This is a genomic window from Cloacibacillus porcorum (assembly GCF_001701045.1).
Lineage (GTDB): Bacteria > Synergistota > Synergistia > Synergistales > Synergistaceae > Cloacibacillus > Cloacibacillus porcorum.
This window is the reverse complement of sequence record NZ_CP016757.1, coordinates 2,109,615-2,132,602: the sequence shown is the minus strand read 5'-3', so window position 1 is coordinate 2,132,602 and position 22,988 is coordinate 2,109,615. Positions and strand designations below refer to the sequence as shown.

The 22,988-nt window shown below is 51.2% G+C and carries 24 protein-coding genes, 1 tRNA gene and 1 pseudogene; 16 read left to right on the top strand and 10 right to left on the bottom strand.

The annotated features are described in order from the left end of the window. Positions 1–46 precede the first annotated feature (46 nt). Together BED41_RS09590 and BED41_RS09585 are read left to right on the top strand one after the other, a co-directional pair. Positions 47–871 (top strand): purine-nucleoside phosphorylase, encoded by an 825-nt coding sequence (locus tag BED41_RS09590; protein WP_066745322.1) that lies wholly within the window; start codon positions 47–49, stop codon positions 869–871. Then, a complete protein-coding gene (locus BED41_RS09585; RefSeq protein WP_229712283.1) occupies positions 868–2,175 on the top strand; it encodes a thymidine phosphorylase in 1,308 nt (435 codons plus the stop codon). The genes BED41_RS09590 and BED41_RS09585 overlap by 4 nt, the downstream gene beginning before the upstream one ends. A gap of 314 nt (positions 2,176–2,489) precedes the next feature. On the opposite strand, the gene BED41_RS09580 is transcribed toward BED41_RS09585, so the two are convergent. Then, positions 2,490–4,001: an L-serine ammonia-lyase, iron-sulfur-dependent, subunit alpha gene (locus BED41_RS09580; RefSeq protein WP_066745319.1), complete on the bottom strand. Its 1,512-nt coding sequence runs from the start codon at positions 3,999–4,001 to the stop codon at positions 2,490–2,492. A 127-nt stretch (positions 4,002–4,128) separates the two neighbouring features. Here BED41_RS09580 and BED41_RS09575 point away from each other — a divergent pair. Then, positions 4,129–4,225, top strand: a tRNA-Sec gene (locus tag BED41_RS09575). Positions 4,226–4,580: 355 nt separating this feature from the next. On the opposite strand, the gene tnpC is transcribed toward BED41_RS09575, so the two are convergent. The 7 genes from tnpC to BED41_RS09545 all read right to left on the bottom strand — a co-directional run bounded on the left by tnpC (position 4,581) and on the right by BED41_RS09545 (position 9,212). Beyond that, positions 4,581–6,215: an IS66 family transposase gene (gene tnpC / locus BED41_RS09570; RefSeq protein WP_437177033.1), complete on the bottom strand. Its 1,635-nt coding sequence runs from the start codon at positions 6,213–6,215 to the stop codon at positions 4,581–4,583. A gap of 91 nt (positions 6,216–6,306) precedes the next feature. Further along, positions 6,307–6,660, bottom strand: coding sequence for an IS66 family insertion sequence element accessory protein TnpB (gene tnpB, locus BED41_RS09565; protein ID WP_066745313.1), 354 nt, complete (start codon positions 6,658–6,660; stop codon positions 6,307–6,309). Positions 6,661–6,794: 134 nt separating this feature from the next. Further along, a complete protein-coding gene (locus tag BED41_RS09560) occupies positions 6,795–7,103 on the bottom strand; it encodes a type II toxin-antitoxin system RelE family toxin (protein ID WP_229712282.1) in 309 nt (102 codons plus the stop codon). Continuing rightward, positions 7,042–7,218 carry a type II toxin-antitoxin system RelB family antitoxin gene (gene relB, locus BED41_RS17020; protein ID WP_437177032.1) on the bottom strand — a complete coding sequence of 59 codons (177 nt, stop codon included), beginning with the start codon at positions 7,216–7,218 and terminating at the stop codon, positions 7,042–7,044. Before relB ends, BED41_RS09560 begins: the two co-directional genes overlap by 62 nt. 79 nt (positions 7,219–7,297) lie before the next feature. After that, complete coding sequence (locus BED41_RS09555) at positions 7,298–8,137, bottom strand: IS3 family transposase (protein WP_229712420.1); 840 nt, start codon at positions 8,135–8,137, stop codon at positions 7,298–7,300. Between the two features lie 35 nt (positions 8,138–8,172). After that, the gene (locus tag BED41_RS09550; protein WP_066742226.1) at positions 8,173–8,538 is read right to left on the bottom strand and encodes a helix-turn-helix domain-containing protein; all 366 of its coding nucleotides are present in this window, start codon (positions 8,536–8,538) and stop codon (positions 8,173–8,175) included. 113 nt (positions 8,539–8,651) lie between these two features. Continuing rightward, on the bottom strand, positions 8,652–9,212 hold the full coding sequence (locus BED41_RS09545) for an MBL fold metallo-hydrolase (protein ID WP_229712281.1): 561 nt from the start codon (positions 9,210–9,212) through the stop codon (positions 8,652–8,654). Between the two features lie 96 nt (positions 9,213–9,308). On the opposite strand from BED41_RS09545, the gene tmk reads away from it, so the two are divergent. The 7 genes from tmk to glpX all read left to right on the top strand — a co-directional run bounded on the left by tmk (position 9,309) and on the right by glpX (position 15,843). Further along, the gene (gene tmk, locus BED41_RS09540) at positions 9,309–9,917 is read left to right on the top strand and encodes a dTMP kinase (protein ID WP_066745310.1); all 609 of its coding nucleotides are present in this window, start codon (positions 9,309–9,311) and stop codon (positions 9,915–9,917) included. Continuing rightward, positions 9,914–10,657 (top strand): DNA polymerase III delta subunit-related protein, encoded by a 744-nt coding sequence (locus BED41_RS09535; RefSeq protein ID WP_066745307.1) that lies wholly within the window; start codon positions 9,914–9,916, stop codon positions 10,655–10,657. The genes tmk and BED41_RS09535 overlap by 4 nt, the downstream gene beginning before the upstream one ends. Then, complete coding sequence (locus tag BED41_RS09530; RefSeq protein WP_066745304.1) at positions 10,629–11,921, top strand: PSP1 domain-containing protein; 1,293 nt, start codon at positions 10,629–10,631, stop codon at positions 11,919–11,921. The genes BED41_RS09535 and BED41_RS09530 overlap by 29 nt, the downstream gene beginning before the upstream one ends. A gap of 2 nt (positions 11,922–11,923) precedes the next feature. Continuing rightward, positions 11,924–12,853, top strand: coding sequence for a signal recognition particle-docking protein FtsY (gene ftsY, locus BED41_RS09525; protein ID WP_066745301.1), 930 nt, complete (start codon positions 11,924–11,926; stop codon positions 12,851–12,853). Then, a complete protein-coding gene (locus BED41_RS09520; protein ID WP_066745298.1) occupies positions 12,834–13,406 on the top strand; it encodes a DUF4416 family protein in 573 nt (190 codons plus the stop codon). The genes ftsY and BED41_RS09520 overlap by 20 nt, the downstream gene beginning before the upstream one ends. 90 nt (positions 13,407–13,496) lie before the next feature. Further along, positions 13,497–14,813, top strand: a complete 1,317-nt coding sequence (gene purB, locus BED41_RS09515; RefSeq protein WP_066745295.1) for an adenylosuccinate lyase — start codon at positions 13,497–13,499, stop codon at positions 14,811–14,813. 19 nt (positions 14,814–14,832) lie between these two features. Further along, positions 14,833–15,843 carry a class II fructose-bisphosphatase gene (gene glpX, locus BED41_RS09510; protein WP_066745292.1) on the top strand — a complete coding sequence of 337 codons (1,011 nt, stop codon included), beginning with the start codon at positions 14,833–14,835 and terminating at the stop codon, positions 15,841–15,843. A gap of 86 nt (positions 15,844–15,929) precedes the next feature. Here glpX and BED41_RS09505 read toward each other — a convergent pair whose 3' ends face one another. Then, positions 15,930–17,060, bottom strand: a complete 1,131-nt coding sequence (locus tag BED41_RS09505) for a type II toxin-antitoxin system HipA family toxin (RefSeq protein ID WP_066745289.1) — start codon at positions 17,058–17,060, stop codon at positions 15,930–15,932. Beyond that, entirely contained in the window at positions 17,047–17,331 is a 285-nt protein-coding gene (locus BED41_RS09500; protein WP_066745287.1) for a helix-turn-helix domain-containing protein, read from the bottom strand. The genes BED41_RS09505 and BED41_RS09500 overlap by 14 nt, the downstream gene beginning before the upstream one ends. A 528-nt stretch (positions 17,332–17,859) precedes the next feature. Here BED41_RS09500 and BED41_RS09495 point away from each other — a divergent pair. The 6 genes and pseudogenes from BED41_RS09495 (at position 17,860) to BED41_RS09475 (ending at position 22,988) form a co-directional block, all read left to right on the top strand. After that, positions 17,860–19,167 carry a hypothetical protein gene (locus tag BED41_RS09495; RefSeq protein WP_066745284.1) on the top strand — a complete coding sequence of 436 codons (1,308 nt, stop codon included), beginning with the start codon at positions 17,860–17,862 and terminating at the stop codon, positions 19,165–19,167. Positions 19,168–19,681: 514 nt separating this feature from the next. Beyond that, positions 19,682–20,557 carry a protein adenylyltransferase Fic gene (fic, locus tag BED41_RS09490; protein ID WP_066745281.1) on the top strand — a complete coding sequence of 292 codons (876 nt, stop codon included), beginning with the start codon at positions 19,682–19,684 and terminating at the stop codon, positions 20,555–20,557. A 32-nt stretch (positions 20,558–20,589) separates the two neighbouring features. Further along, complete coding sequence (locus BED41_RS16950) at positions 20,590–20,670, top strand: hypothetical protein (RefSeq protein ID WP_367593416.1); 81 nt, start codon at positions 20,590–20,592, stop codon at positions 20,668–20,670. Positions 20,671–20,864: 194 nt separating this feature from the next. After that, the gene (locus tag BED41_RS09485) at positions 20,865–21,122 is read left to right on the top strand and encodes a type II toxin-antitoxin system RelB/DinJ family antitoxin (RefSeq protein WP_066745278.1); all 258 of its coding nucleotides are present in this window, start codon (positions 20,865–20,867) and stop codon (positions 21,120–21,122) included. A 188-nt stretch (positions 21,123–21,310) separates the two neighbouring features. Then, positions 21,311–21,379, top strand: a pseudogene (locus tag BED41_RS17015) (hypothetical protein); the annotation flags it as partial. A 1,396-nt stretch (positions 21,380–22,775) separates the two neighbouring features. Next, the gene (locus BED41_RS09475; protein ID WP_066749183.1) at positions 22,776–22,988 is read left to right on the top strand and encodes a DUF3791 domain-containing protein; all 213 of its coding nucleotides are present in this window, start codon (positions 22,776–22,778) and stop codon (positions 22,986–22,988) included.

Sequence of the window (22,988 nt, the reverse complement as noted above, 5' to 3'; positions counted from 1 at the left end):
GAATATTAAATTATTATAATCAGCCTGATGTGAGGAGGAGTGACATATGTATCACTGGGACAAGGTAGACGAAGCGCTGCGGTATATTGAGAGAAGAAGCGCCATACGGCCGCAGACGGCGATCGTGTTGGGCTCGGGACTTGGACGCATAGCCGAACAGCTGGAGCGTCCGGAGATCATCCCCTACGAAGAGATACCCTACTGGCCGCGTTCCACGGCTCCCGGACACGAGGGCAAACTCCTGCTCGGATATCTGCGCGGTAAGCCCGTAGCGGCAATGCAGGGACGCGTCCATTACTACGAGGGTTATACGATGGCGGAGGTCACCTTCCCTGTGCGCGTCCTCGGACAGCTGGGGATAAAGGCTCTCGTCGTAACTAACGCCTCCGGCGCGGTAAACACCGATATCGTACCAGGTTCCATCGTCGCCATCGAGGACCATATCAACTACATGGGGACCAATCCGCTCATCGGCGTGAACAACGACGACTGGGGCACGCGTTTCCCCGACATGACGGCGGCCTATGACAAAGAATTCCTGCGCGTATTGGAGCACGCCGCCGCGAAGGAGGGGATCGCGCTGCGGCGCGGAGTCTATATCGCCTTCAGCGGTCCCTCCTTTGAAACGCCGGCCGAGATACGCATGGCGCGGACCTTCGGCACCGACATCGTGGGAATGTCCACCGTGCCCGAGGTGATCGCCGCGAACCACATGGGCATCCGCGTGCTTGGCATCTCCTGCGCCGCTAACTACGCCGCGGGGATTACCTCCGAAAAGCTGACCCACCAGGAGGTCCTGGAGACGATGTCCAAGGCAGGTGAGTCTGTGGCGCGGCTGATAGAGGCATTCATCGAGGAGGTGCGTCTATGATGTTCAATATGATCGAGTTTATCGAGAAAAAGCGTGACAAAGGCCGCCACGGCAGAGACGAATTCAACGAGCTGATCGCCAAGCTGATGGCCGGCGAAGCGCCGGACTACCAGCTGTCCGCCTGGCTGATGGCGGCCTTCCTTAACGGGCTGGACAGCGACGAGACGATGTACTTTACCGAGGCCCTCGCGAAGTCTGGGGAGAGCTATTCATTTCCGGCCGACCTTCATATCGTCGACAAACACAGCACCGGCGGCGTCGGGGATAAGACTACTTTGGTCCTTCTGCCGCTCGCCGCGGCCTGCGGCGCCTCCGTCTCCAAACTCTCCGGCCCCGGCCTTGGTTTTACGGGCGGTACGGTCGATAAGCTGGAATCCATTCCGGGGATGCGGATGCACCTTGAGCCGGATGAATTCCTCGCGCAGGTGCGCCGCATAGGCTGCGCCATCTCCGGCCACTCAAAGCAGCTGGCCCCCGCGGAGGGACGCTTCTACAAGCTGCGCGACGTGACGGGGACCGTCCCCTCCACGGAGCTCATCACCGCGAGCATCGTCAGCAAAAAACTTGCGGGCGGCGCCTTCGGCTACGTCTTTGACGTGAAATGCGGCAGCGGAGCCTTTATGAAAGACCGTGAGGCCGCCGCGGCGCTTGCGGAAAACCTTGTCAAGGTGTCGAAAAAACTTGGCAAAGGCGCCGTCGTCGCGATAACCGACATGGAACAGCCGCTTGGCGAATGGGTGGGCAACGCATCTGAGGTCTTTGAGGCGGTGGAGGTCCTGAGCGGACGCGGCCCCGCCGATACGAGGAAACTCTGCGTGACGCTCTGTGGACTGATGCTCGCCGTCGCCTCCGTCGTAAAAGACGCGCAGGAGGGGGTGAAAATTGCCGAACGCGCACTCGACGACGGTTCGGCGCTGAAAAAATTCGCCGAGATAATCACTGCGCAGGGCGGCGCCCCCGAAGTCGTCCGGCACCCGCTTGAAATACTGCCGCGGGCGCGGAAGAGCTTCCTGATCAAGAGTTCCAAGAGAGGATACCTCGCGAAACTGGACGCGCTCTCCGTAGGCGAGGCGCTGCGCGCGCTCGGCGGCGGCCGTATGAAGCTTGACGACAAGATAGACCATGCCGTGTCGGTACATCTCATGAAAAAGGTAGGCGACGCCGTCTCCGTCGGCGATACGGTGATAGAGCTGCTCTACAACGACGATACCAAACTCGCCGAGGCGATGAAATACCTTACGGACTGCTGGAGCGTCTCCGAAAAGGCCGAACGGCGCGAGCTGATACTGGATTACGTATTTTAAAGATAAAATTTTGTAAGAAAAAGCGACGCGAGAGGCAGGCAAGTAAGGCCTTCATCGCGCCGCTTTTTGTGTGCGGAGTTATTAAGTATCAGAAACGTCAAATATCCCAATATTCATCTCAGGGTAGACGCGTCAGTAAAGTCAGAAGCTAAATAAATTACGGTTTATGTTTGTCTTGTCATGCCGGGCTTGACCCGGCATCTAGCGGCTTGGAATCTTATTTTTGTTTTGTGCGGGGTATAAAACAGGACAAGCCGCTGTGCACAGGCTTAGAGGCCAGCGTATGCCAGCTATCGATGTGTTTGCCCTGATACTCATCTTCTCTTCTTCATCGCCAAAGCCTCTTCTGTCACCGCCATGCCGCCGAGCGAAGTACAGCGCAGCTCGCAGGGCATCATCCTGCCGGTGGCGCATACGGCCTCTACCGTGCCGTCGATGCCCACCGGATTGCGGTAACCCCCGAGCACCAGATCCGCACAGATATAGGCCTGTGAGGCGAAAGAGGCGTTTCTCGTGTGGCAGGGTATCTCCACTGTCGCCTGTACGAGGTCGCAGACCAGCCCCATCGCGTTCTGGAACATCACCGCCGCCGCGTCGCAGCACTGTGCCGCCGAACCTCCCGCCATTTCCACGACCGCCGCCGCGCCCATCGCGCCCGCCGCGCCAATCTCCACCTGACAGCCGCAGACCTCCGCGGCGAAGGTGCCATGTTCGCCGAGCACCCAGCCCGCCGCACCAGCGGCCCACATCGCGCGCACCACATCGGCGCGCGCAATATTCAGATCCTTGAGCATAGTTACGACGACGCCAGGCAGGACGCCAGCCGAGCCGCCGGTCGGCGCGGCGCAGACGATACCCTGTCCGCTGTTTACCTGCATCGCCGCCATCGCGCGTGCAGCCGCCCGTGTATGGATGCCGCCAAGCGCGAGCCTTCCCGCAGCCTCCGCCGCCATTATCTTCCCCGCGGTCGGCGAAAGCAGCGACATCGGCGGTGAATCCTTAGAGAGTCCCAGCTCAACGGCCCGCTCCATCACCGCAAGACGCCGCTCCATCTCCTGATTAAGCTCCTCTTTTGGCATATCAAGCAGCGCCGATTCGTACTCAAGCGCGGCCTCGCCGAGTGAAAGCGAATGTGCCCGCGCGTATTCGATCATCCCACGTCCGTCTTTGTAGAGCGCTTCGCCGCGAATGGGATAAAAGACCGGTTCCGCGCTCCTGACGGCGATTACCCCCGGAGCGGCGCGCAGTCTGTCGACAAGCTCACAAGGTATCTCGTAGGGAGAGGCGAGCAGCAGGCAGTTGCCTTGTTTAGTGACTTTGCCGCATTCGCCGAACAGACCGTCAGGCAGAGGCTGCTCCGATTCGGCGAATAAATAATAGGCGTCGCCGGCTATATCCACGTGACAGCCGTTCAGAGAGTGGAGGATAAAGGCTCCTCCGCCTGTGGAGTCGGCGACGGCGCTGAGGGAGCCGCCGCCCATATCCGCCTCTATCTTTATGCTGTTTGGGTGGCGTGCTCCCACAAAGTTCTCTATCACAAATTCTATCTCAATGCCGAAGGATGGAAAGATAGACAGCGCATCTTTGAAGCGAACGTCCGTCAGCGGCAGCCCGAGAATGCCCATAACGAGCGCCAAGTCCGAGCCCTGATCCCGGTAACACTCGGCGATGGAACTCCCGGGGGCGAACGTAAAGACGGCCCTTTTGGGTAAAGCGCCCGCAAAGCCGCGGAAGAGCTTCGCGATATGATATGGTCCTGCGGTATGCGAGCTAGAAGAACCGGGCATCACCGGCCCGATGACATTATTCAGAATACTGGCCGCCATCTTTTTTCCTCCTGAAAATCATTTTTTTAAGTATAACATGTGTAAAAAAACGGCGGAACATACATCTTTTGTGCAAATAATGATTGCGGCGAGGCCGACTTTCTGCTAGACTTTACCGCGTTGATTCGGAGGTGCGTTTCAGCTGGTGCTGGGCCCGGACTTCAAATCCGGTGTGGGTGGGTAACGCCCGTCCAGGTGGGTTCGATTCCCACACGCCTCCGCCATTTAACAAAACAGACAGTTCCAAACAAATCCAAATCATACTAAAAAATCAGTGATATCAAGAGATTTTGTCTTTCGATAGTCCGATATAATCCAGATGATATTGACACAATCCAGAAAAATACCGTACCATAGACCGTACCATGAGCATGTTTGAAAAACTGCGGTACGGTCATCGTACCAGTACCGCGAATAAGGGGAGTAAAACATGGTCTCCACTATTAATATAAATTGCCAAAGGACGCCGTTTTTTCTGCCAATACAACAATATAGAGACGACTATCTGCGAAAGGATATTAGCTAAACGTAAGCGTCAAATATACCGTACCTACGCCAATAATCAGATCTATTGTATTATCATTCAGCAGAGTCGTTGACTCCAGCATCAGAGGCATGTTCACAGGATTCGTCGTTGTCGCCAGCCGTTGAATCATTCTGCTCTTTCAATTTGCAGTGACATGGAAGCTCTTTGCTCCAGGGCAGGATGGTATGGTATCGCTCCGGTGCCGTGTTGGGCATGCTTTCAAGGATGTATTTGAGGTATTCGTATGGTTTGAGGTGGTTCTCTTTTGCCGTCTCTATTATTGAGTAGATTACCGCGCTGGTTTCCGCTCCTTTGGGGGAGCAGGAAAAGAGCCAGTTTTTTCTGCCTATGACGAATGGTTTTATGCTTCGTTCCGCCATGTTGTTGGAGATTTCCAATCTGCCGTCAAGGTAGAAGGTCTCAAGTAACGGTCTTTGTTCAAGGGCATAGTGCAGAGCCCTTCCGAGGGCCGATTTGGGGAGGGCAGGGGTATTCGAGGCCCACGCGAAGAAGGCGTCCGTTACCGCCTTGCTTTGTTCAAGTCTTTTGACACGGCGCTCTTCCGGCGTCAGTTTTGCATAGTCACGTTCAAGAGCGAAGAGTCTGTCGCAGTATTCAAGTCCTTTCTGTGAGGCGCAGGTTGGTTGTTCTTCTTGTGGGACTGCCTGTATCCCTTCGTGAAATTTTCTTCTCACATGGGCCCAGCAGCCACAGCGGCGAATTTCTGCACCGAGTCTGCCATATCCCGCATAGCCGTCTGTGTGCAGACAGCCTCTGAAGCCGTTGAGGAATTTTATGGGGTGTGAGCTTGAACGGGTCTCCTGGTATTGAAATAAGACGACGGGGTAAGCGGAGTATTTTCCGGTACGGTACAGCCACATGTAGGATTTGGTACGTGAAGCCCTTCCGGGTTCACGCAGTACCTGTATCTCTGTTTCATCCGCATGGAGTATCTCTTCTTCCAGAAGTTTACGGCGCATTTCATTGTATAGCGGGTACAGCCACTCTTTCCCCGCACGCAGAAGCCAGTTCGCCATCGTCTGCCTGCTAAGTTTTATTCCCTCTTTCATGAACGAGAGCTCCTGGCGGTATAACGGCACTCCCTGCATGTATTTCTGCGTCATGATGTGTGCTATAGACGACGCGGAGGCGGTACTTCCCTTTATCACTGGAGCAGGAACATCCGCCTTTTTTATCGGAACATGCGTGTTTTCTCTCTCGCATCGGCGGCAGCCATATATTCCCTGGGCATGGACCACGATCTTTACGCTGGCCGGGATGATCACTATCTCGCGTCTTTCATCATATCCTATAAGATGCATTTTACCGCCGCATTCCGGACAGGACCGCTCTTCTTCCGAAAGATTGTATTCCACTCTCTCCGTGGGGAGACCATCAAAATCATCCTCTGACTTTGATCCGCCTTTACGGCTTCTTCTTGTATATGTTATCTCACAAACCGTGGGCTCCGGCTTTTTGACGCCCGACTCATTTTCCGCCTCGTCAAAAAGAAGAAGCTGGCGGGAATCCGATTCGCTCTTCTCGCTTGAACTCGCATACTGCCTGTGACGGCTCAGCCTCAGGCACTCTTCATAATAAGCGACCTTCTTCTCAAGCTTCTGTCGTTCAAGCTCAAGACCGGAATTCTTTTCCTCAAGCTCCGCATATTTATTCTTCAACGCTTCCAGTTCACGTATAAGCTCTTCCATAAGATTATGATACAGGAAAATACGCCTTAATTACAGTAATACTAACATCTTGCTATTTTCGACTATTACCTTACGCCGTCACCTCGGGAAAAACCTCGTCCATACAGAGCCTGCGGCGCAGCTTAGTGCCTGAAAACAGACAGGAAAATTCATCCTTAGTGATAACCATCCTCTTCACACTCCCCTCCGCAGGCCACGGGAAAGTACCGCGTTCAAGCCTCTTCTGATACAGCCAGAAACCGTCGCCGTCCCACTCGATTATCTTCACCCTGTTACGGTTCTTATTACAAAAGATAAACATAGACGTACCGCTGAAATCACAGGCAAGCCTGAGATTTACGATGGCAGCCAGACCGTCGACACCCTTACGCATATCCGTTGCGCCACAGACAATATATATATCTTTATTACCGCTCTCGATCATAAAACGGCTCCCTTCGGTGCTGATTGATGAAGGGAGTTTACGTGCTTTTGGGCTTTATTTATAGGTACGGGGGGTTTGACGCTTACAGCTAAAACAGTTTTACCATATCATATTTGACATTGGCTGCAAACCGATTAACCATAAATGGTGCATCTGTGCCCCATCTGAACTACGAGTATAACAAGGCGCTCATCCTCAATACGGCACAGCACACGCCAGTCGCCGACGCGATAGCGCCAGAAACCGGAAAGGTTAGCAGAGAGCGCTCTGCCGCGGAGTCTTGGGTCTTGAAGCTTTTCTACTTCCGCAAGATATCTGGCGATGCGCAGGGCGTCTGGCTTGTTAATTGCGGCGAGCTCTTTTTCAGCCCGCCGTGAGAGCTCAATTCTCCAGCCCAAGGCGACGCCTAACATCTTCCAGAGGTGACGAAGTTCCGCCGTCAAGGAGATATTCTTCGTAGGCGGATGCTGCAATGGCCGCGTCTTCAAGGTCGTCAAGATATGTTTCTATGGCCTTGCGGGCATACCATGTTTTAGTGCGCCCGGTTTTGCCGGCCAATTCTTCAAGACGGTTTGCACTAGTCAACAAAACCTGGACAGTTGACTTGCTTAACTCTGTATAGTAGGGGGGTATCTCGTTACGTCCTACTCCTAAAACTGCCGTTTCCGCTATACGCCTCCTTATACTGTTTCGGCGTCATGTATCCCAAAGCATAGGCCGGACGCTCTTCATTGAAGAATTTTATGTATTCCTCTATCTCCCGCTCTATGTTTTCTTTGCCTGTTACATGAAAGTCTGTAAACAGCTCCGCTTTCAGCCAGCCGTTTATCGCTTCCATCGCCGCATTGTCCGTAGGAGTTCCGCTTCTGGACATGGAGTGGGCTATATGGTTCAGTTCCAAGATGTCGTTGTATTTCTTGGAGGCGTATACCGCGCCCTGGTCTGTGTGCAGTATCGTCTGCCATTCCGTTTTTTTATCTTTATTCATTATCAGTCCTTCCAGCCCGTCTATGTATGTCATTCTGTCTCCGCGCCTTGAAGACAACGCATGGCTTACTATTTCGTTGTTCCATAGGTCCATATACAGTGTCAGCTCATAGTACGTACCTTTGAAGCAGAATGCCGTCATATCGCTCGCTATGTACTGCATCGGTGAGTATACCGGCAGGCCTGCAAGAAGCAGGTTGGGGAATAATCTGTACGGATTGCCTGGTTTTTTATAACGGTAGTGTTTTGCCTTGCTCTTTATACCGGCAGCCCTGCAACATTTATAGGCGTACGGATCTGAATGGACTATTCCGGTGTCAAGGCGTATCTTCGCGTTAAGCCATCTGTATCCGTGCGACGGATATCTTTTATGATATTCCATAAAGAGCATTACGCTTCTAGCAAAATCCCTCGCTCTTTTGGACGGTTCAAACAGGCTGCGTTTCCAGTTATAGAAGCTGCTTCTGGGAATCCCCGTCACACGGCACAGGATGACTACAGGAAAATACTCGGATAGTTCCAGAATTACTTGGTATTCGAGCTGTCTAAAAGGATATATTCCTTTACCGGACCATCTCCTTTCACCTCGTAGCCTTTTTTTAATCTTGCTTCCGCTACTTTCGCTTTAATCAACTCAACAATGAGTTCTTTTTTTGTCATGGACTCATAATCTGATAGGTCAGGCTGTCTTTCGGAAGGCTTGTAAACATAACTGTCCGAACCGTTTCCGGAAGACTTGGGCGGCAGACTGTTGGAATCACGATACATCCGCATATAGTCCCTAGCCGTGTCGTCGCTGATGCCGTAGGCTTCGGCAGCCTCGTAACGTGTCATTATCCCCTCATAAACTTTTCGTCCGATTTCAAGACGCTCTTCTTTCGTGTATCGCATTACAGGCCTCCTGTGCATATAAACATGGCTCTTGTGCCACAAGATATTATTGTCATGTATAAAAGACAATTATATCTTGTCTCACTTTTACCCCCTATATGTACAGGATTAGTTTAGCAGTGCACTTTTGCCACGTCGTAGATGAATATGATGTGGTACTTTGTAATGATATCGGCGCTGAAAATCGCGTCGGCGAGGAAGCAGGTCCCGTCGTCGGCCATGATCCCGATCATGTCTAAGTAGTGTCCCGGGAGCTTTATTATCTCAAGCCCCGGCGGCAGCGCCGATTCTATCTCCTCGGTGCTCTCCGTCGGTTTGGCCAGCAGGAATTTATTGCGCAGCTCGGCGTAGGGATAGCCGCCGTAGAGAAGGGAGCTCTCAAGCTCCGGGTGCCTCGCGATGGCGTTTTCTATATCGCTGGAGAGCACGCGGCAGCCGGTGCGGCTTTGAATGAACTGATTGCCGCCGACGTGGTCGGCGTTTGAATGGGTGTTGATGATACAGGAGACACGCCATCCCGCCTCCGTCACCTTTTTGAGTATCTTGCGTCCGGCTTCTTTGTCGTTGCCGGCGTCGATGAGGCAGACCTCGCCGCCGCCGAGATCGTAGACGCCGACGTTCGCGGGATTTTTTATATACCAGCTTTTTTCTCCGGTCTGGATAAGTTCATACATTCGTCATGCCTCCGATTGGCGTAAAATTAGTAGTAGTCTCTGATAATTTTATCATGAATTATGTTATGATTATCTATTGTAAAGGCGGTGGATGTGATGTTTATTACCTTCGAGGGCATCGATGGATGCGGCAAATCCACGCAGGCAAGACTGCTCTTCGAGCTTTTGAATAAAGAGGGCGGCGCCGTCCTCACGCGCGAGCCAGGCGGCTGGGAGGGCGGGGGTACGCTGCGCGATATCGTGCTTAGCGGCGACCTGCGCCATCCGTGGAGCGAGCTATTTTTGTTTATGCTCGACCGCACCGAGCACGCCGCGAGGGTGATCGGCCCCGCCATATCAGAGGGACGCCATGTTGTTTGCGAACGTTACCATGATTCCACCCTCGCCTATCAGGTGTGGGGCAGGGGAATGCCCTTTGAGCCGCTGCGTGATATGGCGAAGCTCGCGGCGCTGCCGGAGCCGGACGTTACGTTGTTTTTTAAGATCAAGCCAGCGCTTGCGCTCTCCCGCGTTGGAAAACGCGGGAAACCTGATTCTTTCGAACGTGAGGGTCTTGCCTTCATGGAAAAGATTGACAGAGGGTATCGCTCGCTGGCGGAGATGGAGCCGCGGCGCTGGGCCGTGATAGAATGCGGCGACAGAAACCCCGCGGAGATTTTTGCGCAGGTGAAGGACGTCCTCGCTGAAAGGGGACTCCCTCTGTGAACCAGGAGACTGTCGCCCTCATAGAGTCCTCGCAGGGCTGGCGTGAGCTGGCGAACGCGGCGGCCTCCGGACGGACGCCTCAGTCTGTGGGGGTTACCATCCCTCATGTCATGCAGGAGACCTTCGCCGAAATGTATGGACGGCTGGTGCTTAAGGATGACAGCCTCTGGAAGGACGGAAAGCACCCCGATATGATAAATGCCGGTACGTTGGCGGCTCCGCCCTCTATTGACGAGTGCCGCAGGCTGCAGGGTGAGCTTGCACTGCATCCGCTCTCTTCGCAGCGCCGTCTCGCCGTCGTCTGGATGGCGGGCAAGCTTTCGGTCGAGGCCTCGAACAGCCTCCTGAAGATCACCGAAGAGCCTCCCGAACATGGCAACATTCTCTTTATGTCGGAGGAGGACAGCCTTATTCCGACGATCAAGAGCCGTATCTGGTCGATACATATAGATCTGCCCGAAGAAATTTTAAAATCCCACCCGATGCCCGCAGATATGATGGAATGGGCGAAGTGGATGGATTCGGGCCGCAAGCCGAGCCCCGAGATACTCTATTTGGAGATGCAGGGCTGGGTGCGCAATTTTGTGGATAAGAACGATTATATAAAGGCATCGGAGCTGGATTCGCTGATACGCCTCATGGAGCAGAGAAGACTCTCCGTGCCGGTGATACAGGATTTGGTTTTTGCTCTATTCAAGGAGGAAGTTCCCAATGAACAAATACTTGGCAATTTATGGTAAGCCCCGTTATTTGGGGCTTGTCGAGTATGACGGAGAGATAAAAAAGGGTTCCACGCTCATCGTGGAATCGGTGCGCGGCGAAGAGCTTGCCGTCGCGGTGGGGGAGATCAACGCCGAACAGGAGGCGGCCTACCGCCTGCTGCGCAACGCCTCGGAACACGGCGACGGCATGGCTAAGAACTCAGAGCCGGTGGTGACGGACCTTACCTTTATGGCCTTTGCCTCCGACGATGATATCGAGACGGCCGAGAGTTACCGCGCCGAGGAGGACCGGATACTCAAAGAGGCTAAGGAGCTGCTGACGCCCCATAACCTAGAGATGAAGCTGATAGACGTGGAGTTCTTACGCGCGAAGCGCAAACTTTTCTTTTACTTCTCATCCGAGCAGCGTGTCGATTTTCGCGCCTATGTGCGTGATCTCGCGCGCGAGTTCAAGACGCGTATCGAGCTGCGTCAGGTAGGAGTGCGCGATGAGGCGAAGATCATCCGCGGCGTCGGCCCCTGCGGCCAGCCCTGCTGCTGCAGCTACTGGCTGAATCAATTTGCCCCCATCTGTATAAAAATGGTGAAAGAGCAGAACCTCGCGCTGAATCCCGCCAAAATATCGGGGATCTGCGGCAGGCTCATGTGCTGTATGTGCTACGAGCACGAGGCCTATCACGAGGCATGGGAGGGATTCCCGAACCCCGGCACGAAGATAAAAACGCCGAACGGCAATGTGATCGTCGCCGGTATCGACCTGCCGACAAAGAGCCTGCGCTGTTTCATCGTCGGCAAGGGAGAGGTCAAAATCCCGAAGGATAAATTCGCCGAGTTCAAAGATGTGGTCACCTCCGGCGGCGAATGGGTGGTGCCGGAAGAGGAGATCGAGGAGCCTGATCTTAAGATCCAGGATATCTTCCCGAAGTGTATGCAGTGCGCCGGCCACCACGAAAGGGCTGCCGCTGAGCAGAAGCGGGAGGAAAACGCCGGTAAACGGCGCTCAGAGGATGGCGAGACAAACGCGGAACAGAGGCCGCGCGGAAATAAAAAGAGAAAAAAGCATCACCCGAAACACGAAAACCAGACTGCCGGCGAGGGGCAGGATGGGCTTCGTGAAGAAACTCCACAAAAGGTGAAAAATGCCTCGGATAACAGGCCGCCGAAGGAAGAGAAGGCGGCTCCGGGCGGTGAAGAACGGCCGAAGCGCCATTTCCAGCGCCGCCGCCGTCCAAACGCGAAAAAGGGCGGCGACAACGCGGCTGCCGCAAAGGCGGAGGTGTAAGGATGGGAATATTTAAGAGCTTTGCCGAGAAGCTTAAAAACACCGGCAACAGATGGACGCAGAGCGTATCGAACCTTTTTTCCGACGATCCGGTGACCGACGATTTCTGGGATGAACTGGAAGAGAACCTGATCCTCGGCGACGTCGGCATAGACACAATCGAGACACTGATAGCCGACCTCAAGCAAGTGATGGTCGACCGCCGGATAACGAACAAACGTGAATTGAAGGCCGCCTTCGCGGAGCTCCTGATCTCCCGCCTTGAGGCAGTGCCCGGCATGGGAAAACCGCTGGACCTCTCTCGCAAGCCCTCCGTGGTGATCATGATCGGCGTCAACGGCAGCGGCAAGACGACCACCTCCGGAAAACTCGCTTCGCAGCTCAAGGCGCAGGGGCGGCATGTGATAATGGCCGCCGCAGACACCTTCCGCGCCGCCGCGATCGAACAGCTCAAAGCCTGGGGAGAACGCGCGGGCGTGCGCGTCGTCGCACAGGCGCAGGACAGCGACCCCGCCGCCGTCGTCTACGATTCGATAATGGCGGCTAAGGCTGCGGGCGACGACGTGATCATCGCCGATACCGCCGGACGCCTGCACACGAAGTCGAATCTTATGGAGGAGCTGTCGAAGGTCACGCGCGTCATCAAGCGTGAAATACCGGAAGGCCCATCCGAGGTGCTTATCGTACTGGACGCCGTAACGGGTCAGAACGGCTTTATGCAGGCCGAGACATTCAGCAAGGCGATGCCGATCACGGGCGTTGTGCTTACGAAATTTGACAATACATCCAAAGGCGGCATCGTCATCGCGATTGCCGACAGGCTGAAAATGCCGATACGCTACGTGGGGCTCGGCGAGGGGATAGACGACCTTCAGCTCTTTGACCCGCGCACCTTTGTGGAGACGCTGCTCGATGCCGGAGAGCACGAATAACGGAAGGCACCCGCGCGACCCGCTGGTAAAAAAGATCGTCGCCCTTCTCGTTCCGCGGGGAGATACGGCGGTATATGAGCATGCGCGCGGGCTGCTGGAAAAAATCTGGGGCAGGCCGGAGCGCGTCAGCGAAAGGATACCCTTCGTATGGACCAACTACTACGAGGATATCGCGCCCGAACTGGACAGGATATTCTTCTCCTATCCGGGGCTTTGGCCGATGTCCGCGCTGCCGGACTGGAAGACCGCGAGCTGTCGGATCGAGAAAGAGACCGGCGAGAGCCGCCGCGTGAACCTCGACCCTGGCACGATCGACGGGGCGAGGCTTTTGCTGGCTTCGACGAAGGGGCAGGCCCACCGCGTCTACCTGCGCGACGGCATCTTCTGCGAGGTGACCCTCTGCCGGCGTAAGGGGCGCTGGGAAAGTTTTTTCTACACCTTCCCGGATTTCAAAAGCGGCGCTTACGACCGCTGGCTGGAGCTGGTACGAGAGGACTGGAAAAGAGAGGTCCGCACCGTGCCGCCCCATGTACTTGATAATGAACATTACTAAAACTATGGCAATTTTATCGCAGAGGCAGGCCGTTTGATGCCTCTGCCGCGAATTTACATAAAAAGCAATTTATAAAGGGAGGCAATCTTTATGATACCGCGTTACGAAACACCGGAGATAAAAAAGATATGGACCGATGAGAACCGCTTTGGCCGCTGGCTTGACGTTGAGCTTGCGGCGACTCAGGCCTGGAACGAGGCTGGGGTAGTGCCAGACGGGGATTTCAAGAACATCAAAGAAAAAGCCGGCTTTAACGTTGAGCGCATCCGCGAGATAGAAGAGGTGACTCAGCACGACGTCATCGCCTTCGTGTCGAGCGTCGCCGAGACGATCGGCGAATCGGGCCGCTTCGTTCACCTCGGACTGACAAGCAGCGACGTCATCGATACCGCCTCCTCCCTCCTGCTTGGCGAGAGCATGGACGTGGTTCTCGGCGAGCTCAAAAAACTCCATAAAATACTTGGCGAAAAGGCCGTTGAGTACAGATTTACGCCTTGCCCCGGACGTACACACGGTATCCACGCCGAGCCGACCACCTTTGGCCTTAAACTGCTCAACCACTACGCCGAGCTGGGGCGCGACATCGAACGCCTGTCGCAGACAAAAAAAGAGATGATGGTCGGCAAACTGTCGGGTGCCGTCGGCACATACGCTAACTGCCCGCCAGCGATAGAGGCGCGTGTCTGCGAGCTGCTCGGCCTCGGGATAGATCCCGTTTCGACGCAGGTCATCCAAAGAGACCGCCACGCGCGTATCGTCACAGACCTCGCCATCTTCGGCGGCACACTTGAGCGTCTCGCGCTCGAAGTTCGCCACCTCCAGCGCACAGAGGTGCTTGAGGCGCTCGAACCCTTCAAAAAGGGACAAAAGGGGTCCTCCGCGATGCCGCACAAAAAGAACCCTATCCTATGCGAGAGAGTCTGCGGCATGTCGCGCCTGCTGCGCGGATTTGCCGTGCCGGCGCTTGAAGATATAGCCCTCTGGCACGAGCGCGACATCAGCCACTCCTCCGTAGAGCGCGTCATGTGGCCTGACGCCTTCCACCTCGCCCATTACATGACGAAGATCATGATCAAAGTAATGAGCGGCCTTGTGGTGAACGCCGACAAGATGATGGAAGACATCGACATCACGAAGGGTCTTCTTTTCTCGGGGCGCGTGCTGATCACCCTCGTTGAAAGAGAGGGCGTCAGCCGTGAAGAGGCCTACGCGATCGCGCAGAGCAACGCCATGCGCTGCTGGAACGAGAAGGTCCCACTGCTCGAACTGCTCAAATCCGACCCGAGAATAACGAAAATGACTGATTCCGAGCTGGAATCTTTGTTTGATTTAGGGTATTATCTAAAGCACATAGACGAGGTATTCAGCCGCTTTCCTGAGCTAAGCGTGGCTGAGGCCTCAAAATAACAATACGGAGGGGTTTTATATGTCTGCACCAGACAGAAACCTAGCGCTTGAGATGGTCAGAGCGACGGAAGCCGCCGCTATGGCCGCAGGCCGCTGGATGGGACGCGGGGATAAGAACGGCGTTGACGGGGCTGCAGTCAACGCTATGCGGTTTATTCTCAATACCGTCAACATGGACGGAGTAGTTGTTATTGGTGAAGGCGAGAAAGACGAAGCGCCGATGCTTTTCAACGGCGAAAAGCTGGGCTGCGGAAGCGAACCTCAGGTTGATATAGCTGTAGACCCGATCGACGGCACGCGCCTTACCGCCAACGGACTGCCGAACGCCGTCAGCGTCGTGGCCTTCGCGGAGAGGGATACCCTCTACGATCCGCAGCACATATTCTACATGAACAAAATTGCCACCGGCCCCTACGCGGCGCACGCGATCAACATCGACGCCACGCCGACCGACAACATCAGGGCCGTCGCGCGCGCGCTGAGAAAATCGGTGGAAGACGTCACCGTCGTCGTCCTCGACAGACCGCGCCACGAAGAACTCATCAAAGAGATCCGCTCGCTCCACGCGCGTATCCGCCTCATCCCTGACGGCGACGTCGCGGGCGCCCTTTCGACCTGCAAGCCCAACTCCGGTATCGACCTCCTCATGGGAGTCGGCGGCTCGCCGGAGGCTGTCATCACCGCCTGCGCCTTCAAGTGCGTCGGCGGCAACATGCAGTGCAAACTCTGGCCGCGCAACGACGAAGAGCGCGAGAAGTGCAAAGAAAAGGGCATGGACGTCAATAAAGTCCTTACCCTCAACGACCTCGTGAAAAGCGAAAACGTATTCTTCGCAGCGACCGGTGTCACCGACGGAGACTGGCTCAAAGGCGTACGCTACTCCGGTGAAGGAATCGAGACCTCCTCGCTGGTCATGCGCGCGAAGAGCGGCACGCTGCGCTACATCAACGCGGTGCACAACGTCCAGAAGCTGGACGAGATCAGCGGCATCAAATACGGCGCTCCGTCGTCAGCCTGCTCGTTCCTGTAAACGTAACATCGGACTACGTGCCATAACATATATGCGGCCGGAACGCGGTATAAACGCGCTCCGGCCGCATTATTATGCAATTACGCTCAACCCCTGTCCTTTAACAACATCTCGGTTTTATCCTTGATTTCATCGGCCGCCGCGCGTGCTTTTCTAAGATTTAGCCCGATCTTCTTAGCTACGGATAAAACATCCTCCATACGGGGGTTCTTCCCCTCGCCGTCAACGGTCGTGGCATGTTCCCCTCCGATAGAATTACTATACGTAAGGTCATAAGCCGGCGAAAGCCGCCAACTGTTACATGTCTCATCAAAGATAAACGTAAAGTTCTTTGAATGATCGTCCCTGTTATGGGCGAATACGTTAAAGCACATCAAGCGGAACATCCGCTCTACCTCATTAAAATCCCTTGTTAGTTCCAGGGTGAGTTTCATCAGCATATTATAATCCAGATTTGGAACGCGGTGGCTGGTTTCCAGCAGAGCGCTTACCGAAGCCATATGCACGCGCCGCTTCTCTCCTCCGGAGACAACGCGGTCAAAACGCTTTACGCCAAAATACCCGCCGCAGACCTTGGAGGGAAAAAGCCTGGTCTCCGGCATTTCGATGCCGCATTCCCGCGCGCAAAGAGAATAGCGGTATTCTTCTTCTCCTATATCTTCTCTATCCATGGAAGCTGGAAATTTGATGATCCATTCCTCTCCGTCAACCGTCGTTAAAATTTTGGGCCTTGCGCCTCCTGACGAGCCTCCCAGCTTGAAAAGCAAGTCCAGATTATGCGGCGACTCGCAGGTGAGAACCTCCTGACAGGACCTTGCCAACAGATCAAGGTCGTCATTTTCTACGGCACATTCCAAACTTATCTCCGGTTCGTAGACTAGCGCCCCCATCCCGCTCCGCCCGACTATGGCAAGACGCTGCAAAATATCTATACCGTATGGATCGAGATGATTTTTCAGCAGTATACGATCTAAGAGCAAACGTCCCCAGCCATCCGGCAAACTGTCGGCGAAAATGCCAAAGCCGCCCTCGAATGGCTCGCGCCTCTTTTGTACAAAAACACCATCTTTTAACGGTAGGCTGAAAGGGCTGATCGAAAAACCGCCTGCCAGCCAGTCGCTGTTATACTCAAAGGCGGAAAAGCCATCTGGAGTCAACGCAAGCCCCCCAACTGGACGGCCGTTATAGCCGACAGACAACGCCCTAACTTTTTTCATTTATGACATCCTCTATAGAGGCATAATGCTTTTTCGTAAAAAGAGAAAGAAAATCCTCTTCACAGCCAAGCACCACGGCAATATTCAGCAGAGATTTCAGAGAAATCTCCCCGCTGCTTTCAAATCTTTTGATGGAGCCCAAACTTACCCCCGACAACTTTGCCAGCCCGCTCTGCGTGAGCTTCCTCTCCTTCCTGCGCGCACGCACATTAGCGGCAAGAGCAAGGGCGATTTCAGGCGGAGTATGATGCTGAAAAAACGATATGTCCATAGCTAATATTATAGCTAAAAATATTAATTATGTCAAAATTAGCTAAAATACTAGCTATAGTGATATTGATTGTAGCAGAGGTTTGCAATAAAAATTGCCGCCATTCCAGCAGTATATTATGGAAAGATTATGGCTAACGCTATTGTATGTTACTCTAAGTGCATTATGATTTTAAATCCCAACTACCCTCATCGAGCATAATAAAAACATATAACTCAGGGTGTCTACGCCAATCTTGTTGATTCGTGGTTTTATCTGTTGTTTACGACTTACTGACAAGACTATGCAATGTATGTTTGAAAAATCTACAAATGTTCAATATCAATGTAAGTTTCTATGATTGAGAAGGGTTGTATTTGGGAAGTCAGGATTCAAAATATAAAGAGAGAGAAAATAGTTATTTTAAAAGCGCGAAAATTTTTAAAATAATATATAATTGATTTAGTTGGAAAATGTTCTTGCCAGGGCGTAATTCAACCTTTTCAGAGGAATAAACCAGATGTCGGGCTATTACTTAGGAGGAGAATTATGATTCGGTTGACGCGAAAAGAGCTTTATAATGATATATGGACCGATACTTTGAGCAAAACGGCGTTAAAATATCAACTGTCTACGGCACAGTTAAAGAAAATCTGTAATAGTCTCAATATTCCCACCCCTTCTGGAGGATATTGGACAAAATTACGTTTGGGCCGCAATCCAGAAAGAACTCCGTTGCCGGATAACTTTGATAAAGACTATATAGAGATTGGTATGGCAGAGGAAACTCATCCTTTGGCAAATGAAGCTGTGGATGAAATAGGTACAAAGGCAGAAAGTGAGGATGCCTTGAAAGCGGAATCCGATAATTATGTGTTTGATAAAGAAAATAAACTTAGTTTTATAAACTTAGAAAGACGGCTGGCTGTGGAAAAAATATGCAGCAACGCATTGGCACAGGCTCAAAAGATTAAATATACTGATGAACCCTCCAATAAGATAGCGCAGCAGGAGAAAAAATTGGCTATAAAATGGTTTAAGTTGAACAAAATAGGAGAGAAAAGCAAGATTTCACTACAGAGTTATGAGGCACAATCCCATTATCGTCTTGATCATTATATATCTAATCCAGAAACAAGAAACTTAGCTGAATACATTGGCGAGGATTCTTTGAACAGGGTCATCAGTCTGTTGGATATTATCTATAATGCCCTGGTGAAGGTTGGTGGAACGCCTAAGATAGGATGTCTGGTTTCAGTTGATAATGAGATCGTAGACTTCTTAGTTACTGAAAAACAAGATCAGATAGATCATGAACTTACGGCAAAAAAGGTCAAAGAGCTTGAGACCTATGATAAGGAAAAACTAAAATACTCATATAGAAGTAAGCCTCGAATTAGAAAATATGACCATATATTTAACGGCAAGCTACGCTTTTCCATCGGAGCTAAGATATTTAGCGACCATCGCAATATCAAGCTTGAGGATATTATCGATGAAATCATTATTGAATTCATCTATTTCAGCCATTATAAAACAACTGTTCACAATGACATTATCGCAGAGGAAGAACGCAGAAAGCAAAAAGCGATAAAGGATGAGGAATTAAGAGTAATATATAACGATGAAGCCGAGAAATTTAATGCCCTCGTTAATATTGCCAATGACTGGAAGGCAGCTCAGACGATAAGAGAATTCCTAAACTTTATAGCTTCCTCAAAAGATAATGTAAAATTTCCGCAGGAGTGGATAGAGTGGGGGCTCAAAAAAGCGGATTGGATCGACCCTCTATCGGACAGAGAAGACGAAGTATTTGGAAAAAGAAAACATGCCGATTCTAATGAAAAAAAGCATTGAAAAATAAAGAACGCAGCTATTATGGCTGGTGAGCTAATTGAGAAAAAGACGTATCGTACAGTCTGAAATAATAACGTACAATGAAAAGGTTCAGATATTGACTGCGTCGTGTAAGAAAAAGAGGAAGAGACGAAATGTCATATAGCCAATAATTGGTTATTTGAAAATCGACTACGGAATGGCAAGGACTTATTTACAAAGAATGCTTAAGAGATGAAATCAACGCTTGTGGATACAACCTGAAAAGGCTCCTAAACCACATGAGAGCTTTTGTTTATATTTTGCTTTGTATAAAAAATCCGCAGAAAAGAGGATATTCTGCGGGATTACTGAACCTTGATGATACCTTCTGACTAAAATAGAGGTTTTTCAGTGTCGACGACATCTTTGTGTGTTCTGTACTGAAATAAAAAGGGGAAGTCTTTATCGTAGCGACGCGCTATGCGCCAAGCCAAGACTAGAATTGACCTGACAAGTACAAAGAGAAGGGCATAACCGTCAAAGAGGTGATGGAATGGAAACTAAAGTATCAATACGTTTTTTCAATGATCGTGAGGTACGTGCAGTTTGGGATGAAGATAGCAGCAGATGGTTGTTTTCAGTTCTTGATATTGTAGCGGTACTTAGAGATGAAGACGATTACGAGAAGATAAGGAATTATTGGAAATACTTGAAAGCAAAATTAAGGAAACAGGGAAATGAACTGGGTAGTGTCACTACCCAGATGAAACTGCTTGCTCCTGACGGAAAAAGACGAATGTCCAACGTAATGAACTATGAGCAGATTATTGCCCTTGCAAAAGAGTTTCCTTCAAAAAATGCGAATAGATTTATAGAATGGTTTACCTACAGTGATGAAACGGTTGACGGCAAAAGCAAAAACAAGGCCTATGCCCTGTGGAACAGTTCATTTATGAGCAATATAGAAGTTGGTACTGTGAAAGGCCTTAAGCAGATACATGCATATCTGTTTGGCGGCTTATATGATTTTGCCGGGCAGATCCGCTCGAAGGATATCGCAAAGGGAGGCTTCCAATTTGCAGTGGCGCGGTATCTGGACCAAACCCTGCTGAATATTGAAAAGATGCCGGACGAAGACATTGATCAGATCATAAGCAAATATATCGAAATGAACGCGGCGCATCCATTTATGGAGGGCAACGGCCGGTCGGCACGTATATGGTTGGATATGCTTTTGAAAAAGCGCCTCAGCCTGTGCATAGATTGGAGCAAAGTTGATAAGAAAAAATATCTTGACGCGATGACGCGAAGCGTTGTTAACGACATAGACATTAAGAAGCTGCTTAAAGCCGCGCTTACAGATAAAACGAACGACCGTGAGATCTTTATGAAAGGTATAGATTATTCATATTACTACGAAGAAAATTGAAATTTTAGACAGGCTCGCCCTCCAACGACATCGTGAAAAGAGAAAACGTATTCTTCGCAGCGACCGGCGTCACCGACGGCGACTGGCTCAAAGGCATTAACCTGCGATTATGACTATGACCGCGCGTTTTTATTAACAGACGTACCTCTGCAGAGGTTCTCTTGTTTTATCCTTCTTTGTTCTGCGTCCAGTTTCGTCACCTTTCCGGTCATCTCCGCTGACATAAAACCTTAATAGTAAATACATAGTATAATGATTATATTATGCTATGTATATGCTATAACTATAGCAAAAAGGAGTGGGAAAAATGGCACAAATTAGCCTGCGAGTTGACGACGACGTAAAGCACAACGCGGAAAAAACCCTTAACGACATCGGCTTGAGCATGTCCGCGGCAATAAACATCTTTTTAAAAACAGTGGCGAGGGAAAAACGCATCCCCTTTGAGCTGTCCGCGGACCCCTTTTACTCCGCAAGCAACATCCGCTATTTAGAAAACGTTATGCGCGACATAAAAGAAGGAAAAGCGCGTTTCACTGAGCATGATCTGATCGAGATGGACTAATACGGATCTTGTGGGAAGACAGGGCTTGGAACGACTACCTGTACTGGCAGACTCAAGACAAGAAAACGCTCAAAAAATAAACGCGCTGATAAAAGACATCCAGCGAGGCCTATTGACGGTATGGGGAAGCCCGAGCCGCTGAAAGGGCACTTGGCGGCCTATGGAGCCGGCGCGTCGACGAAGCAAACCGAATCGTCTATTACGAGCAAGACGGGACAATCTATATCATATCCTGCAAAGGCCACTATGAGGACTGACAACGAGACGCTGGCATCCCCGCCTGAAAAATCGTGGAGCGCGGAGGTCAAGAAAAAACGAAAAATGTCACTACAGCAGTTGTCACTGAAAAACTCAAATAAGCCAGTAATATCAATCACACACAAAGATAATAAAGTAAAATAAACCTAGAAAAACGATTGAATCCATAAGAAAACCAGAATAATGAAACCAAAAATCACCTCGGAACCTCAAGCTGGAAGGTCTTTGAAAGTAAACTAGGCGAAGTATACATCACCGATAAAACCCGTCAGGGTCTGCCGACTTAGCATGTGACAGGGCTTCATTATCTTAAAGGTCTCCATAACCTCCCAATAGACCATTTGAAAAGCGACTACGGAATGGCAAGGAATTACTTAAAAGGTCGAATCGTAGACGAAATCAACGCTCTAATGGCAAGTTGTGGGTACTACCTGAAAAATCTCCTAAACCACATGAGAGCTTTTGTTTATATTTTGCTTTGTATAAAAAATCCGTAGTAAAGAGGATATTCTGCGGATTACTGGACATCAATGATTTCCTACAACCAAAAGAACCGTTTTTCAGTGTCGACTATTTATAATTTCCCGGGACTTCAGAATTATCGGCACACCCTGCATCTCTTCCAACCTTGAAATCCTTATTGTTATCAAAAACATGTTATAATCACAATTGACGGACTTCTCAGGCAAAACAGGGGCCTGATGCGTGAAGGTCTTTCCCTTTTAGAGGGGGTGAACGGAATGTCGAAAGACAGGAAGCAATCCTCTGAGGCAAAAAGAAAGAGACGAGACCTTAGCCGCCTAGCTCTGAATCTCGTCTCCTGGTTAGACTTACTTCTGCGGATGTTTGAGGTCTGGCTCAAAATCCGCAAGTAGCCTGACTACCTAGGAGTATTGTAGCATAGCCGCCCCTACCGTCAAGGGGCGGTTCGCCGTCTGAAGCGTCTATGAAAATGTCACTTCTTTTTGCAAAACCTCTCAAAAAAGCACCAAATACTAGGTAGTGTCTAATTGCATAATAATGCGGCCAGAACGCATTTATACCGCGTTCTGGCCGCATATATTTTTATGACGTGTAATCCGATGTTTGGTTTACAGAAACGAACAGGTCGACGAGGCCGCGCCGTATTTGGTGCCGCTGATCTCGTCCAGTTTCTGGACGTTGTGTACCACGTTGATGCAGCGCAGCGTTGCGTAGTTGACAATTTTCCGGACGCCGAATCTGCGATTATTTATCCAAATTTGTCTAAAGACAGAAAATCCAACTCTGACCCACTTAACGTTCTTGCGGCGAAATATACAGCCATGACGGATATGTGTAAAACAGCAGGAGAATCTATTGAAAATAGGATATAATTTTTATGAGATTAATACACATTATGAGGAGGCGGGCGGCGTGGACAATCTTGAGAAAAAAGCGGAATTTGTTTCATCCTGCATTGAAGCATATAAAGTCAGACATGCGATGAAAGGAGCCGACGCCGCAAACATGTTTGAAAAAGAGGGCGTGCTGGACTATCTGATTGACGGCTATGACGTGCTCCATACACAGTCGCTTGAATATGTCATAGATGAAATAGAACTATATCTCAAAAACGCGGAGCTGTAA